Source organism: Amycolatopsis coloradensis, assembly GCF_001953865.1.
GTDB lineage: Bacteria > Actinomycetota > Actinomycetes > Mycobacteriales > Pseudonocardiaceae > Amycolatopsis > Amycolatopsis coloradensis.
On the sequence record NZ_MQUQ01000002.1, the window covers coordinates 182,008 to 197,416 of the forward strand.

12 protein-coding genes are annotated in these 15,409 nt (G+C 69.0%); 5 read left to right on the forward strand and 7 right to left on the reverse strand.

Going from position 1 to position 15,409, the window contains the following annotated elements; translation table 11 throughout:
* Window position 1: 1 nt before the first annotated feature.
* On the reverse strand, window positions 2-247 hold the full coding sequence (locus tag BS329_RS02745) for a hypothetical protein (protein WP_076155372.1): 246 nt from the start codon (window positions 245-247) through the stop codon (window positions 2-4).
* Window positions 248-618: 371 nt separating this feature from the next.
* Between BS329_RS02745 and BS329_RS02750 the strand changes: the two genes are divergently transcribed.
* Window positions 619-957: a hypothetical protein gene (locus BS329_RS02750; RefSeq protein WP_076155374.1), complete on the forward strand. Its 339-nt coding sequence runs from the start codon at window positions 619-621 to the stop codon at window positions 955-957.
* Window positions 958-1,022: 65 nt separating this feature from the next.
* Here the strand turns inward: BS329_RS02750 and BS329_RS02755 are convergent, their stop codons facing one another.
* Window positions 1,023-2,219, reverse strand: a complete 1,197-nt coding sequence (locus BS329_RS02755) for a DUF6986 family protein (protein WP_076155376.1) — start codon at window positions 2,217-2,219, stop codon at window positions 1,023-1,025.
* Between the two features lie 4 nt (window positions 2,220-2,223).
* On the reverse strand, window positions 2,224-3,801 hold the full coding sequence (gene aceB, locus BS329_RS02760) for a malate synthase A (RefSeq protein WP_076155644.1): 1,578 nt from the start codon (window positions 3,799-3,801) through the stop codon (window positions 2,224-2,226).
* Window positions 3,802-3,904: 103 nt separating this feature from the next.
* Between aceB and BS329_RS02765 the strand changes: the two genes are divergently transcribed.
* Window positions 3,905-4,681, forward strand: coding sequence for an IclR family transcriptional regulator (locus BS329_RS02765; RefSeq protein ID WP_076155377.1), 777 nt, complete (start codon window positions 3,905-3,907; stop codon window positions 4,679-4,681).
* On the opposite strand, the gene BS329_RS02770 is transcribed toward BS329_RS02765, so the two are convergent.
* Complete coding sequence (locus BS329_RS02770) at window positions 4,671-5,402, reverse strand: TetR/AcrR family transcriptional regulator C-terminal domain-containing protein (protein ID WP_076155379.1); 732 nt, start codon at window positions 5,400-5,402, stop codon at window positions 4,671-4,673. The two genes, BS329_RS02765 and BS329_RS02770, sit on opposite strands and share 11 nt — an antisense overlap.
* A 107-nt stretch (window positions 5,403-5,509) precedes the next feature.
* Here BS329_RS02770 and BS329_RS02775 point away from each other — a divergent pair, with 107 nt between their 5' ends.
* Window positions 5,510-7,009 carry an MFS transporter gene (locus BS329_RS02775; protein WP_076155381.1) on the forward strand — a complete coding sequence of 500 codons (1,500 nt, stop codon included), beginning with the start codon at window positions 5,510-5,512 and terminating at the stop codon, window positions 7,007-7,009.
* Between the two features lie 64 nt (window positions 7,010-7,073).
* Here the strand turns inward: BS329_RS02775 and ftsY are convergent, their stop codons facing one another.
* Window positions 7,074-8,381, reverse strand: coding sequence for a signal recognition particle-docking protein FtsY (gene ftsY, locus BS329_RS02780; protein WP_244197004.1), 1,308 nt, complete (start codon window positions 8,379-8,381; stop codon window positions 7,074-7,076).
* Window positions 8,382-8,533: 152 nt separating this feature from the next.
* On the opposite strand from ftsY, the gene BS329_RS02785 reads away from it, so the two are divergent.
* The gene (locus BS329_RS02785; RefSeq protein ID WP_076155382.1) at window positions 8,534-9,742 is read left to right on the forward strand and encodes an anhydro-N-acetylmuramic acid kinase; all 1,209 of its coding nucleotides are present in this window, start codon (window positions 8,534-8,536) and stop codon (window positions 9,740-9,742) included.
* Between the two features lie 9 nt (window positions 9,743-9,751).
* A complete protein-coding gene (locus tag BS329_RS02790; RefSeq protein ID WP_076155384.1) occupies window positions 9,752-11,335 on the forward strand; it encodes a sodium:solute symporter in 1,584 nt (527 codons plus the stop codon).
* Window positions 11,336-11,408: 73 nt separating this feature from the next.
* Here BS329_RS02790 and smc read toward each other — a convergent pair whose 3' ends face one another.
* Together smc and BS329_RS02800 are read right to left on the reverse strand one after the other, a co-directional pair.
* Entirely contained in the window at window positions 11,409-15,008 is a 3,600-nt protein-coding gene (gene smc / locus BS329_RS02795; RefSeq protein ID WP_076155386.1) for a chromosome segregation protein SMC, read from the reverse strand.
* Window positions 15,009-15,109: 101 nt separating this feature from the next.
* Window positions 15,110-15,397 (reverse strand): acylphosphatase, encoded by a 288-nt coding sequence (locus BS329_RS02800; protein ID WP_076155388.1) that lies wholly within the window; start codon window positions 15,395-15,397, stop codon window positions 15,110-15,112.
* Window positions 15,398-15,409 lie beyond the last annotated feature (12 nt).

Below are 15,409 nucleotides of genomic sequence, written 5' to 3' on the forward strand. Positions count from 1 at the left end.
CTCAGAGGAAGATCTTGACCAGCTGATCCTGTCCGTCCGGATCGCGCAGCAAGACCTGCTTGCCCGCGCGGAGTTCCGCGTCCACGAACTCGTAGACCAGCAACGCGCGGTTGACCAGATCGACCTTTTTGAGCCCGGTGCGCTCCTGGAGTTTGCCCAGCGCGTCGACCGCCTCGGCGATCAGCGCGACGTTGACGCGATCGACCACCGCAGGGCGGCCGGTCGCGGTCTCCTCGACCGATGGCATACCCGCTCCCTTCCCCTGCGGCCCACGGCCGCGCATCTCATCGTGACATAGACAGCGTGTATTCGCCACACTTTCAGCAGCGAACATGTGTGAAGTGGTTGCGGCCTGAGCGTGATCGGCGCTACAGTTCTCCTGCCAGGTTCGCGGCAGAAGTACAAACCTCACGCAGGCCCGTCTCCATGCGGCGGGTATCACCACCGAAGGTACGACCACGGCCTTCACGTGTGAGGAGCCTGAACAGGGGAAGAGGACCGGACAACCGCGAACTGGGGGCGGTCCGGTCCAGCCAGCCGAGGTCGGCTGTCCCCCAGTGGTCCCCAGCGTGACGCGCCAACCCGGGCTCGCCTGACTGGGCAAGAAAGGGCACGAGCATGGGTGCCGAAATCGACGGCGTGGACAACACGACGTCCGAAGAAACGAGCTGGGAAGGAACCCCGACCCGGCTCGCGCGCGTCAGGATCGAGACGTCGGAGTTGAAGGCGGAAGCGGCGGTGCCCGCGAGCCAGACACACCGGCTGCTCACCACGATCCTCGACACGCTGGTGGTACTCGGAGCCGTTCTCGGCCCGGCGCTGACGCTGCAGGTGGTTCCGGCCGCCTTCCCGGCGGGGGTGACGGCCGGGACGATCGCAGGCCAGCTCGCCATGCTGGCGCTCGTCGCGAGGTCCGTTCGCCGCCGGGAAGAACGCGGCCCGCTGCCGGCAAGCTGAGCCGGGAAGGGCGGAGCAGCTGCTGAGGGAACGCCTGCCACGAGAGGCGCTCGCTCAGCAGCTGCTCATCCGGTCCGCCGCGCGTATCCGTCCAGCTCCGCCCGGGAGAACGAAAGCTCCCCCACGTCCACGGCCCCGCAGTCCAGTCCTCGCAGCAGGAAGCTCGCGAGTGCCTGCGCGGTCGCCGGTTCGTCCAGCACACCGCGCCCGGTCTTGTCCGCATAGTCCCGCAACCGTCCCAGCGCCGCCGGAAAGCCCTCGCGGAAGAACGCGTAGGTCGCGGCGAACCGGGTCGGCAGCTGGTGCGGGTGCAGATCCCAGCCCTGGTAGAAGCCGCGCTCCAGGGAGCGCCGCACCAACCGCAGATGTTCGTGCCAGGCCGGGAGGATCGCGTCGCCGACGGGCAGCTTGTTCGTCGAGCCGTCCGAAAGCCGGACACCGGTTCCCGCGGCCGAAACCTGCATGAGCTGCTTGGCGAAATCGGCGGCCGGGTGTTCCATGCTCTGATACTCGGCGCTGATCCCGAGTCCGGCGCTGTAGTCGTAGGTCCCGTAGTGCAGCCCCGAACACCGGCCGCGCGCGGCTTCGATGATCCGCGGCACCGCCACCGTCCCGTCGACGTCCACAATGGACTGAGCCGTCTCGATCTGGACCTCGAACCGGAGCGCGCCCTCGGGCAGGCCGTACGCGGATTCAAGGCGCTCCAGCACATCCGCCGCCACTTCGACCTGCTCGACGGCGGTCACCTTCGGCAGGGTGACGACGAAACCTTCCGGCAGCGGACCGCTTTCCAGCAGTCCGGTCAGAAAAAGATCGAGGGTGCGGATGCCGCGGCGCCGGGTCGCCTGTTCGAAGCTCTTGAACCGGATACCGACGAACGGCGTGCCACCCGTGATGGCGAGGGTCCGCCCGGCGGCGAGCGCGATGGCGTCTTCGTCGTCGTCGCCCGGCCTGCCGAGACCGTCCTCGAAGTCGATCCGCAGATCCTCGATCGGCTCGGTCAGGAGTTTGGTCCGGACACGGTCGGCGACGTCCGCGTCCAGGCCCAGCTGATCGGCGTGCTCACCGAAGACCCGCAGGGCCTGTTTGCCCCAATCCGCCACGAGCCGTGTCTTGTACCGCGACGCGGGCACGTACACGGTGTGCACGGGCTGGCGGCCGGGCGGCTCGCCGGGATACTTCGCCGCGACGCGCGCGTCCGCCTCGGCGAGGCGCGCGTCAGCGGCGATGTAGACGTCCTCGGTGAGCCGCCCGTTCCCCATCTGGCTACTTGATCCTTTCGTAGGCCGGCAGCGTCAGGAAGTCCGGGAACTCCTCCGCGAGCGCGACCTGCTCGAACAGTTCGACGGCGGGCTCCAGCAGCTCCGGCTTGATCTCGGCGGCCAGTTCGCCACGGACCTCGGCCAGCACGCCACGTACCAGTTCTTCGGTCACCTTGTCACCGGTGTCGAGCCGCGTGCCGTTGCGCACCCACTGCCACACCTGCGAACGCGAGATCTCCGCGGTGGCCGCGTCCTCCATCAGGTTGTGGATCGCGGCCGCGCCGTTTCCGCTCAGCCAGGAGGCGATGTAGCGGATGCCGACGTCGACGGCGGCGCGCAGACCGGCGGCGGTGGCGCCACCGGGCGTGGAAGCCGCGTCGAGCAGCTGGTCGGCGGTGACGGACACCTCATCGCGGGTCCTGTCGAGCTGGTTCGGCTTGTCGCCGAGGACCTTGTCGAACTCTTCGCGGCAAATCTCGACCATGCCCGGGTGCGCGACCCAGGAGCCGTCGAAGCCGTCGCCCGCCTCACGGCTCTTGTCCGCGCGGACCTTGTCGAGCGCCGCGGCGGTGACCTCCGGATCCTTGCGGTTCGGGATGAACGCGGCCATGCCGCCGATCGCGAACGCGCCGCGCTTGTGACAGGTCCGCACCAGCAGTTCGGTGTAGGCGCGCATGAACGGCGCGGTCATGGTGACCGAGTTGCGGTCCGGCAGGACGAACTTCTCACCCGCGTCGCGGAAGTACTTGATGACGCTGAACAGGTAGTCCCAGCGGCCGGCGTTCAGGCCGGAGGCGTGCTCGCGCAGTTCGTAGAGGATCTCCTCCATCTCGAACGCGGCCGGGATGGTCTCGATCAGCACGGTGGCGCGGACGGTGCCGTGGGAGATGCCGAGCGTCTTCTCCGCGTGGGTGAAGACGTCGTTCCAGAGCCGGGCTTCGAGGTGGCTCTCCATCTTCGGCAGGTAGAAGTACGGGCCCTTGCCGCGGTTGAGCAGTTCCTGCGCGTTGTGGAAGAAGTACAGGCCGAAGTCGACCAGCGCGCCGACGGCCTGGCGCCCGCCGAAGGACAGGCCGCGCTCGTCGAGGTGCCAGCCACGCGGGCGGACGACGATGGTCGCGTGCTCGACCTCGTCCTTCAGCGCGTAGCTCTTGCCGCCGCTTTCCAGCGTGATGGTCTCGCGGACGGCGTCGTACAGGTTGACCTGGCCGGAAACGACGTTCGCCCAGTGCGGCGTGTTGGCGTCCTCGAGGTCGGCGAGCCAGACCTTGGCGCCGGAGTTCAGCGCGTTGATGGTCATCTTGCGGTCGGTCGGGCCGGTGATCTCGACGCGGCGGTCGCGCAGCGCGGGCGGGGCCTCGGCGACCTTCCAGTCGCCCTCGCGGATCTCCCTGGTCTCCGGCAAGAAGTCGAGTTTACCGGTGGTCCTGGCCTCCTCGCGGCGCTTGCTCCTGGCCTGCAGCAGCTCGTCGCGGCGGGCGGCGAAGGCCTCGTGCAGGCCGGCGAGGAAGGCGAGCGCCTCCGGCGTGAGGATTTCGTCCCCGCGCTCGACCGGATCGCCGAGCACCTGAGCTTCAGACATGAGAAACACCCCGAGTCCAGATAAATAACGTCCCTACGGTTTTACCTGACGGACTATAGTTTCTGCATAGCGGAACATCAACGCCGACGTAAGGAGTGCCACGGTGGCAGCGGAGAAGAACGGACGCGATGGCGGCGTCCAGTCACTTCAGCGGGCCTTCGAGCTCCTCGAGCACCTCGCGGACACCGGAGGCGAAGCCAGCCTTTCGGAGCTGGCGACCCTGTCCGGGCTGCCGATGCCGACCATCCACCGGCTGATCAGGACGCTGGTGGACCTGGGTTACGTCCGGCAGAACACCAACCGCCGGTACGCGCTGGGTGCCCAGCTCATCCGGCTGGGTGAGAACGCCAGCATGCAGTTCGGCTCGTGGGCACGGCCGCTGCTCGCGGAACTGGTCGACGAGGTCGGCGAGACCGCGAACCTCGCCGTGCTGGAGCGGGACGAGGTCGTCTACGTCGCCCAGGTGCCGTCGAAGCACTCGATGCGGATGTTCACCGAGGTCGGACGGCGTCTTCTGCCGCACGGCACCGGCGTCGGGAAGGCGATGCTCGCGCATCTGCCGTCCGAAGACGTCACGGCCCTGCTCTCGCGGACCGGCATGCCTTCGTACACCGAGCACACCTTCACCGACCAGGACGCGCTCCTGCGGGAGCTGGCGAAGATCGCCCAGCAGGGTTACTCACTCGACGAGGCCGAGCAGGAATTGGGTGTCCGCTGCGTGGCCGTCGCGGTCCCGGGCGCGCCGGTGCCGGCCGCGGTGTCGGTGTCCGGGCCTTCGGGGCGGCTCACGATGGAGGCCGTCGAGCGGATCGCGCCCGCCGTCCAGCGGATCGCGAACGCGCTCGGTTCGACCCTCTCGCGTGACGGAGTCACCGTTTGAGCCTGGTCTCCAAACCGTCGAGCATCCGGTCCAGCCCGTAGCGGAACTTCTCGTCGCGAAGCCGCTCCGGGTCGGCCCCGGCGTCGTCATGGGCGAGGCGTTCCCGCTGGAGCGGATGTTCCCGCGCCGCCTCCTCGACGGCGGGGCGCAGTCGCTCCGCCCATTCACGCTCGCTCCGGCCGCTCTTCGCGACCGTCGTGAGCCATGCCGCCTCGGTCGTCCCCATGCCGATGACGTACGACATCACCGCACTGATCGCCTGATCCGCCTCGTCGGCGGGGAATCCCGCGTTCACGAAGACGGCCAGCAGCCGCTCGTTGAGCCGCATGACGTTCGGCCCGAGGTACGACAGGCCGACCGAGCCGAGCAATGAGGCGACCCAGGGGTGCCGCAGGATCATCGCGCGCACGCTCTGCGCGCCCACGACGGCACCTTCGCGCCACCGCGCCGGGTCGTCGCCGTCCGCCACGGTGATTTCGCCGTAGACCTCGTCGACGACCAGTTCGATCAGCTCGTCCCGGTTGGCCACGTGCCGGTAGAGCGACGTCGCGCCCGCGTTCAGCGCGGTCCCGAGCCTGCGCATGCTCAGCGCGTCGACGCCTTCGACGTCCAGGAGCCGGACGGCTTCGGTGACGATCTGCGCCTGACTCAACGCGGGCTGGTCACGCTTCCGGCGAGGACGGGTCCACACCGACGGGATCGGCTGCTCTTCGACTGACATGCCCTCACTTTAGCGCACGTCGTGCCCCCTTGCGCACAGTGAAAGCTTTTGCGTACAGTGTGCGCAACAACAGAACAACGTACGCAACTACTTCTGGGGGTATCCCGATGAACAAGTCGGCAGGCCGCGATCCGCGGCGCTGGTGGATCCTGATCGTGCTGTGCCTGAGCACACTCGTGCTGGTCGTGGACAACATGGTCCTGACGGTGGCCGTGCCGCCGCTGGCCGAAGACCTCGGGGCGAGCGCCCAGGACACGCAATGGATCCTGGACTCCTACATCCTGGTGTTCGCGGGCCTGCTGCTCACCTCAGGCAGCCTCGGCGACCGGTTCGGCCGCCGGAAGGTAATGATCATCGGCCTCCTCCTGTTCGGGGTGGCCTCACTCGTCGCCGCGTTCGCCGCGAACCCGCTCGAACTGATCGTGTCCCGCGCGGTGATGGGTGTCGGCGGCGCGCTGATCATGCCCAGCACCCTGTCGATCCTGATCACCGTGTTCGACGACGAGGAGCGCCGCAAGGCGATGGCGGCTTGGAGCGCCGTCGCGATGCTCGGCCTGATCGGCGGCCCGGTGCTGGGTGGCGTGCTGATCGCGTGGTTCTGGTGGGGCGCGGTGTTCCTGATCAACGTGCCGATCGTCGTCATCGCCGTGGTCGCCGCGCTCACCCTGATGCCGGAGTCGAAGGGGCCATGGCAGAGGCCCGACCCGCTCGGCGCGATCCTGTCCGCGACCGGCATGGTCGCGCTGGTCTGGACGATCATCGAGCTGCCAAAGCACGGCATCACCGAGGCAGGCACCTACGTCCCGCTGGCGATCGCGGTGGTGAGCCTGGCCGGCTTCGTCTTCTGGGAGCGGCACACGCCGTCGCCGATGGTCCCGCTGAAGCTGTTCCGCAAGCGCAACTTCAGCGGCGGCAGCCTGTCGCTCACGCTGGTGCAGGTCGGCAACGGCGGTCTGCTGCTGCTCCTGACCCAGTACCTGCAGTTCGTCCTCGGCTACACCCCGACCCAGGCGGGCCTCGCGTTCATCCCGATGGCCATCGCTTCGCTGCTCTGCAACACCCTCGGTGCCACGCTGGGCCAGAAGATCGGCAACCGGGCACTGGCCACCGCCGGGATGACCGTGATGGCGGCCGGGTTCGGGATGCTCGCGACGCTGTCGGCGACTTCGGGTTTCCTGCTGCCGGCGATCGCGCTGTTCCTGCTCGGCTCCGGCGGCGGGCTGGCGATGCCGGCGGCGATCGCGGCGCTGATGAACGAGGTCCCCGAGGAGCAGGCCGGTGTCGGCTCCGCGCTCAACGACACCATCCAGCAGCTCGGCGCGGCGCTCGGTATCGCGATCCTGGGCAGCGTCGTGTCGAGCCTGTTCACCGCGCGGATGCCCGAATCCGCCCCGGCGCGGGCGCGGCTCTCGATCGGCGACGCCTTCGCCACCGGTGACGGCGGCCTGATCACCGCGGCCCGCGAGTCGTTCACCTCGGCGATGTCGACGACGTTCCTGGTGAGCGCGGTGGGTGTGCTGGCCGCGGCGGTGGTCGCGTTCCTGGTGATGCGGGACAAGAAGACCGCTGCGGTCGAAACGGGCGAGAACGTCCCTGTCACGACCTGAGCGCGTGCAATGAACGGACCGTTCATAACAGATTTTGTTATGAACGGTCCGTTCATAACATTCGCTAGTTGCCGAGCAGCGCTTCCACGAAGGCGCCCGGCTCGAACGGCGCCAGGTCGTCCGGTCCCTCACCGAGACCGACCAGCTTCACCGGCACCCCGAGTTCGCGCTGCACCTGGAAGACGATGCCGCCCTTCGCGGTGCCATCGAGCTTCGTGAGGACGATGCCGGTGACGTCGATGACCTCCGAGAACACACGGGCCTGCATCAGCCCGTTCTGCCCGGTGGTGGCGTCGAGGACCAGCAGCACCTCGTCGACCTTCGCCTGCTTCTCCACGACTCGCTTGACCTTGCCCAGCTCGTCCATCAGGCCGGTCTTGGTGTGCAGACGGCCGGCGGTGTCGATCAGGACCGCGTCCACGCCCGCCTCGGTGCCGCGTTTGACGGCGTCGAAGGCGACCGCCGCCGGGTCCGCGCCTTCCTTGCCGCGGACGACCTCCGCGCCCACTCGCTCGGCCCAGGTCTGAAGCTGGTCGGCCGCGGCGGCACGGAAGGTGTCGGCCGCGCCGAGCACGACGGTGCTCCCCTGCGCGACGAGGACCCGGGCGAGTTTGCCGGTGGTGGTGGTCTTGCCGGTGCCGTTGACCCCGGCGACCAGGACGACGGCGGGCTGCTTCACGCCGTCGACGAGGTGCGGCAGCGCGCGGACGGCACGGACGGCGTCGGTCGAGAGGGCGGCCGTGAGCACTTCCTGCAACACCGCGCGCGCCTCTTCGGACGTCCGCACGGCGCGGCGCTTCAGCTCGTCACGAAGGCGCTCGACGATCTCGGTGGTCGTCGCGGCACCCAGGTCCGCCATGAGCAGCGTGTCTTCGACGTCCTGCCAGGAGTCCTCGTCCAGGTCACCGGCACCCAACAGGCCCAGCAGGCTCTGCCCGAACACTGAGCGGGACCTGCCGAGCCTGCCGCGCAGCCGTTCGAGGCGTCCCGTCGCCGGGGCGATCTCCTCGGCGGGGGCAGGAGCTTCTTCGATCGGTTCGGGTTCGGGCAGGTCGACGTCGCGCACCGTGCGCTGCGCGGAATCCCTCGGCACCGACGCGTCGTCCCCGACCGCGGGCTGGCCGTCGGTCTCGGGGCGGTCCTCGACCGGATGCTCGGCCTCTTCGGTCTTCTCACCGCCCGGAGCGAGCGCGATCCCGCCGGTCGCGGCGTAGCCGCCACCCTTCGGCTTCTCCCGCTCGACGGCCTCGGCAGCCTTGGACTCGTCCAGGCTGATCCGGCGGCGGCGCGCGATGAACAGCCCGGCCACCAGAACGGCGACCAGTACCACGACGGCAACGACAGCGATCCAGAACCAGGGGGTGTTCGACACGGCGCCATCCTCGCATCCGCACGTCATCCCGCTCAGACGCCCCATGGGAAGCGAGCCGATCTTGTCAGGCACCCACTCGATAGGACTCATTTCGGACAAGAAGAAACAGTGTCGCTTGCGCGGTCTCCGGATCGAGGGCTAGACCACTGCGAATGACGGTTTCCTCCGGCACTGGGGTCCGGGTGATCGGACTCATCTCCGGCACGTCGATCGACGGGATCGACGTGGCGGCCGCCGAATTGCGCGCCGACGGGGACACCGTGGTGTTCTCCCCGCTCGGCCAGCTCGAAGTCCCTTATCCCGAAGCGCTCCGTGAAGCCTTGCTCGACGCCCTCCCGCCGAATCCCTGTAGCGCCGAGCAACTCACGAAACTCGACACCCTCGCGGGCCAGGCCTTCGGTGAGGCCGCCGCGCGCGGCATCGAGGAACTGGCCGGTGGCGAGGCCGACGTCGTCGCCTCACTCGGCCAGACGGTGTTCCACTGGGTCGAAGACGGCGCCGCGCGCGGCACACTGCAACTGGGGAATCCGGCGTGGATCGCCGAGCGCACCGGGTTGCCGGTGGTGGCCGACCTGCGGGTGCGCGACGTCGCCGCCGGTGGCCACGGCGCGCCGCTCGCCAGCACCCTGGACGCGTTGTGGTTGCGGGACATGACGGCGGCCGGCCCGGTCGCGGCGCTGAACATCGGTGGCATCGCGAACATCACCGTGGTCCCGGCGGACGGGGACGTGCTCGCCTACGACACCGGGCCCGGCAACGCCCTGATGGACATCGCCGCGCACCGCGCCACCGGCCGGCGTGCCGACATCGACGGCGCGCTCGCCCTCCGCGGCCAGATCCGGCCCGATCTGCTGGCGAAACTCCTGCTCGACCCGTACTACGCGGCCGCCCCGCCGAAGTCGACCGGCAAGGAACTGTTCCACGGCCCTTACCTCGACGGCGCGCTCGACGGACTCCCGCCTGTCGGCGCCGAAGACCTCTTGACGACGCTGACCGAACTGACCGCGGTGACGATCGCCGCGGAATGCCGTCGCCACGCCGTCACGACGCTGATCGTCTCGGGCGGCGGCGCCGACAACCCGGCGCTGATGGCCACGCTCGCCAAGAACCTGCCGGGTACGGCACTGAAGACCAGCGACGACCACGGGCTGCCGCGCGCGGGCAAAGAGGCATACCTGACCATTCTCCTCGGCTGGCTGACCTGGTCCGGCGTCCCGGGGAACCTCCCGTCGGCGACCGGTGCCCGCGGCGACCGGCTGCTCGGCAGCATCACCCCGGGCGCGGGGCCCCTGCGGCTGCCCGCCCCTCTTACCTCAACCGTGACCCGGCTACGGGTAGCGGCGACGACCGGCGAGCGATAGGAGATACGGATGCGCGCACTGGACCTCGCGATCATCGGGCTTTTTCTGGTCGGCATGCCCCTGCTGGGCGTCTGGATCGGCGGCAAGCAGAAATCCGGTTCCGACTACTTCGTCGGCGAAGGCAAGATCTCCTGGTGGGTGGCCTGTCTCTCGGTCGTCTCCGCGGAGACGTCCACCCTCACCGTGCTTTCCGTGCCGACGGTGGCCTACATCGCCGCCCCCGGCGACGGCGGGATGACGTACCTGGCCTTGGCGATCGGGTACATCGCCGGCCGGATCGTGGTGTCGATGGTGCTGTTGCCGCGCTATGTGGCGGGCAACCTGGTCACCGCGTACGCCTTCCTGGGCAAACGGTTCGGCAGCGGACTGCAAGGCACCGCGTCGGTGACCTTCCTGCTCACTCGCACGCTGGCCGACGGCATCCGGCTGTTCGCCACCGCGATCCCGATCAAGGTGGTGATGGCGGCTTACGGCCTGAGCGTCTCGTACTGGACCATCGTGGCCGGGCTCGGCATCGCGATGGTGCTCTACAGCTTCTTCGGCGGGGTGCGCGCGGTCGTCTGGGTCGACGCGATCCAGATGCTCTGGTACATCCTCGGCGCGGTCGTGGTGATCTGGGCGATCGCCGGGAGGCTGCCGGACGGCTGGTTCGGCAAGGCCGCCGACGCCGACAAGTTCCAGATCTTCGACTTCTCCTCGAACATGCTCACCGGGCAGTACGCGTTCTTCACCGCGGTGATCGGCGGCGCGGTGCTCTCGATGGCGTCGCACGGTTCGGACCAGCTGATCGTGCAGCGCCTCCAGGCCACCAACGACCTGCGTGCCGCGCGGAAGGCCCTGGTCGCGAGTGGTTTCGTGGTGTTCGTCCAGTTCGCGCTGTTCCTGTTCATCGGCGTGCTGCTGTGGGCGCTGTACAACGGCTTGAACCCGACCAAGCCGAAGCCGGAAGGCCTCGGGCTGGCCAACAAGGACGAACTGTTCGCGAACTTCATCGTGAACGAGCTGCCCAGTGGTCTTTCCGGGTTCGTGATCGCCGGAATCCTGGCCGCCGCACTGAGTTCGTCGCTCGGCGCGCTGGCGTCGTCCACGGTGACCGATGTCTACGAACGGGTGATCGGCAGGCAGTTGCCGGAAGCCGACCGGCTGAAGCACGGCCGGATCTGGACGATCGTCTGGGCGGGCGCGCTGATCCTGTGCGCGGGCTTCTTCGCCTCCTCCAACAAGACCTCGGCCGACCCGATCGTGGTGCAGGCGCTCGGCATCACCGGCTACACCTACGGCGCGCTGCTCGGCGCGTTCCTGCTCGGCCTGGTGGTCAAGCGCGCCAGGCAGGCGGACGCGATCGTGGCGTTCGTCTCGACGGTGGTCGTGATGGCGTTCATCATCCTCGGCGTCAAGTTCGACAAACCGGACGGCAGCCTGATCGGGATCGACTTCAGCAAGGCGTCGGGGAACACGGTGGCGCTGGCCTGGCCCTGGTACACGCTGTGCGGCGTGGTGATCACGCTCGTGGTGGGTGGTCTTTTGTCGCTGCGGCACGGGAGCGTGGACCCGCTGGCGAAGCCGGACGTGAAGGAACCTTCGTCGGTTTAGCGCTCGGTCGCCGGTGTTATGAACGGACCGTTTATAACAAATTTTGTTATAAACGGTCCGTTCATAACACGCGCTAAGCCGGAACCGGGGCCTCTTCGGCGGTCCGAAGCCGCTGCGAGATGACCTTGGTGATGCCGTCGCCCTGCATGGAAACGCCGTACAGGGCGTCGGCGATCTCCATGGTCGGCTTCTGGTGGGTGATGATGATCAGCTGCGAAGAATCGCGCAGCTGCTCCAGCAGTCCGATCAGCCGTCGCATGTTGGTGTCGTCGAGCGCGGCCTCGACCTCGTCCATCACGTAGAAGGGCGAAGGCCGGGCACGGAAGATCGCCACGAGCATGCCGACGGCGACGAGCGACTTCTCGCCACCGGAGAGCAGCGAGAGCCGCTTGACCTTCTTGCCCGGCGGGCGCGCTTCGACGTCGACACCGGTCGAGAGCAGGTCGTTGGGCTGAGTGAGCACCATCCGGCCCTCACCGCCCGGGAACAGGACGCTGAACACGGTCTCGAACTCGCGCGCGACGTCCTCGTACGCCGACGCGAAGACCTCGAGGATCTTTTCGTCGACCTGTTTGATGACGGCTTCGAGGTCCTTGCGGGTGTCCTTGAGGTCTTCGAGCTGGGTCGAGAGGAACTTGTAGCGCTCCTCCAGCGCCGCGAACTCCTCCAGCGCCAGCGGGTTGACCTTGCCCAGCAGGCTCAGATCCTTCTCCGCGCGCTTCGCCCGGCGGGCCTGCGTGTCGCGGTCGAACGGCATGGGCGGCGGCGGGGTGACGTCCTCGCCGCGGTCCTTGGCCGCCTCGTACTCGGCCATCTCCCCCGCGCTCGGCGGCACGGGGACGTCCGGGCCGTACTCGGAGACGAGGTCCTCGAGGCCGATGCCGAAGTCCTCGGCGATCTTGGTTTCGAGCTGTTCCAGCCGCAGCCGCTGCTCGGCGCGCAGGACCTCGTCACGGTGGACGGCGTCGGTGAGCTTCTCCAGCTCGCCGGTCAGCTCGCGAACCTTGCTGCGGACCTGGGTCAGCGCGGTCTCCCTCGACTGCCGCCGCGCCTGTGCCTCGTCCCGCTCGTGGGCGGCGCGCTGCACGGAGACCTCGATGCGCTCCAGCGCGATCTCGCCGCCGTTGACCACCGCGGTGGTGATCTCGGCGCCGCGTTTCCGCGCGGTCCTCGCCTTTTCGGCACGTTCGCGGGCCTGCCGCTCGGCGTACGCGGCACGGCGAAGCGATTCGGCCTTGCCCTGGATGCTCCGCGCCCGCTCCTCGGCGGTGCGCAGCGCGAGCCGGGACTCCATCTCCTCCTGGCGGACGGTGCCGAGGTCTTCGGCGGCCTGGTCACGTTCGGCGGTGTCCGGGTCCTCGTCGATCTCCTGGTCGGCGACCGCGGACAGCCGCTCTTCGAGGTCGGCGAGCTGCTGTAGTGCCTGTTCTCGGCTCTGCTCGACCTTGGCGCGCTGGTTGCTCAGCCGCTCCATCTCGGCCTGCGCGGCGCGCGCGGCCTGCTGCATGCGGTTCAGCCGCTCGGACGAGCGGGCCTTGCGGACCTTCGCGTCTCCGAGCGCATCCTTGGCCCTGCTGACCTCTTCGCGCCGGGCCTGCTGTCCGGCGCGGGCGCCTTCGAGTTCCGCGGCGGCGCGTTCCAGCGCGCGCTCGGCGGCGTTCAGCCGGTCGCCCGCCTCGTCCACGGCGGCCTGCACCTCGATGACGCTCTCGCTGCGGGCCGAACCACCGACCGCCCAGCGGGCACCGAAGACGTCTCCCTCGGGCGTGACCGTGCTGACTTCGGGATACACCTCGACCAGACGGCGCGCGGACTCCAGACCGTCCACAATGGCCACTCGGTCGAGCGCGTGCTCGACGGCGGACCGGAGCGCGGACGGCGCCGAAACCACTTCGCGTGCCCAGCGCGCGCCCTGGGGCAGCGACGGCCAGGCACTGGTGTCCACAGTGGACTCCAGTCCGCCGGGCAGGATGCCCGCGCGACCGGAGTCGTTGTCCTTCAAGAACTTCAGCGCGGCGAGCGCGTCGGCGCCGCCGTTGACCGCGACCGCGTCGGCGACCGGGCCGAGCGCCGCGGCCAGCGCGACCTCGTGGCCCGCCTCGACGGTGAGCAGCGCTGCCACCGAGCCGAGCAGACCCGGCAGCTCGTGCTGCGCGCCGAGCAGCGCACCGGCGCCGTCCTTGCGGCGCAGGCCCATCGACAGCGCCTCGACGCGTGCCTTTTCCGACGCGATCTCGCGTTCGACGGTCCGCTCGATTTTGACCAGTTCCTCGACCCGCGCCTTGGCGGCGTTGTTGGCCTCCACCGCGCGGTCGTGGTGGGCTTGCAGGTCGAAGTCGTCGGATTCCTCGACGCCGCCCTCGGCTTTGGCTTCTTCGAGTTCCTCGACGGCGATCTCCGCGCGCTCGGCGGCCTCTTCGAGCGACACGGTGAGCCTGTCGATCTCGTCGGAGGTGGCGCCGTTCTTGCTGCGCAGCGCCTCGACCTGCCCGGCGAGCTTCGCCAGGCCTTCCCGCCGGTCGGCGATCGCGCGGACCGCGGCCATATGCGCGCGTTCGGCGGCCCGCACGAGGTGTTCGAGCTGCTCGCGCCGCTGGACGGTCTCCGAAAGCACCATCCGCGCCTCGGCGACGGCTTCGTTGAGTTCCTGCTCCCGCTCGGCGACCTGCTCGGCCTCGGCCTCCAGCTCGTCGGGATCGCGGCCGTTGCCCGTGTGCTGCACGTCGGACGACAGATGCCGCTGACGCTCCAGCGCGAGGCGCACGGTGCCGCGCAACCGCTCCGTCAGCGCGGAAAGCTTGTACCAGGTGTCCTGGGCGGCGGCCAGCCGCGGCGCGTCCTCGGCGAGCGAAGCCTCGAGTTCGGTCTCCTCGGCGGAGACGATCTCCAGCGCCTGCTCGACCTCGGCACGGCGCTGACGGGCGACCCGCTCGTCAGCCTCTTCCTTGGCGAGGCCCGAGCGCTGGGTGACCAGGTCGTGGGCGAACAGCCGCAGCCGGGCGTCGCGCAGTTCGGACTGCACCCACTGCGCCTTACGGGCGATCTCGGCCTGCTTGCCCAGCGGTTTGAGCTGGCGGCGGAGCTCGGTGGTGAGGTCGCCGAGACGGTCGAGGTTGCCCTGCATGTTCGCGAGCTTGCGCAGGGTCTGTTCCTTGCGCTTGCGGTGCTTGAGGACACCGGCGGCCTCTTCGATGAAGGCGCGGCGCTCCTCTGGCTTGGATTCGAGGATCGCCGAAAGCTGGCCCTGCCCGACGATGACGTGCATCTCGCGGCCGATGCCGGAGTCCGACAACAGTTCCTGCACGTCCATCAGGCGGCAGCGGTCGCCGTTGATCTCGTACTCGCTCGCGCCGTCGCGGAACATGCGGCGGGTGATCGAGACCTCGGAGTACTCGATGGGCAGCGCGCCGTCGGCGTTGTCGATGGTGAGGGTGACCTCGGCGCGTCCGAGCGGGGCGCGGCCGGCGGTCCCGGCGAAGATGACGTCCTCCATCTTGCCGCCGCGCAGGTCCTTGGCGCCCTGGGTGCCCATGACCCAGCGGAGCGCGTCGAGGACGTTCGACTTGCCGGAGCCGTTCGGCCCGACCACGCAGGTGATGCCCGGCTCGAAACGCAACGTCGTCGCCGAGGCGAAGGACTTGAAGCCCTTGAGCGTCAGGCTCTTCAGGTGCACGTCGTGCTGACCCCTCTAGGCTGCGGGAACCGGTCGTTCAATCGGCCCAGGCTACCCGTGCGGCGGGTGCGGGCGTGGGAGGCGGGGGCTGTGGAGCGGGCTCAGCGTTCCACGAACCCGCGGATCCCACCTTTCGCGGGCGACCAGCGCTCGACGACGCGATCCACACTACCGGGTGATTCTCCCGACCGTAGAGCCGTCAAAAGCCGCTCACAGTGTTCGCGAACACCCTCCGCCACCACCTCGACACGTCCGTCGGCCAGATTGCCCGCGCTGCCGACCAACCCCAGCTCGAGCGCCCGACCGCGGGTCCACCAGCGGAAACCGACGCCCTGGACCCGGCCGTGCACCCACGCGGTCAGCCTGATGTGCGTTTCTCCCTCACTCACGACCCCTATCGT

Excerpts from the sequence above, each read along its gene's own strand:
- BS329_RS02785 (WP_076155382.1), top strand. The coding sequence starts at position 8,534 with ATGACGGTTTCCTCCGGCACTGGGGTCCGGGTGATCGGACTCATCTCC.
- BS329_RS02770 (WP_076155379.1), bottom strand. The coding sequence starts at position 5,402 with ATGTCAGTCGAAGAGCAGCCGATCCCGTCGGTGTGGACCCGTCCTCGC.
- BS329_RS02745 (WP_076155372.1), bottom strand. The coding sequence starts at position 247 with ATGCCATCGGTCGAGGAGACCGCGACCGGCCGCCCTGCGGTGGTCGAT.
- aceB (WP_076155644.1), bottom strand. The coding sequence starts at position 3,801 with ATGTCTGAAGCTCAGGTGCTCGGCGATCCGGTCGAGCGCGGGGACGAA.
- BS329_RS02790 (WP_076155384.1), top strand. The coding sequence starts at position 9,752 with ATGCGCGCACTGGACCTCGCGATCATCGGGCTTTTTCTGGTCGGCATG.
- BS329_RS02775 (WP_076155381.1), top strand. The coding sequence starts at position 5,510 with ATGAACAAGTCGGCAGGCCGCGATCCGCGGCGCTGGTGGATCCTGATC.
- BS329_RS02750 (WP_076155374.1), top strand. The coding sequence starts at position 619 with ATGGGTGCCGAAATCGACGGCGTGGACAACACGACGTCCGAAGAAACG.
- BS329_RS02755 (WP_076155376.1), bottom strand. The coding sequence starts at position 2,219 with ATGGGGAACGGGCGGCTCACCGAGGACGTCTACATCGCCGCTGACGCG.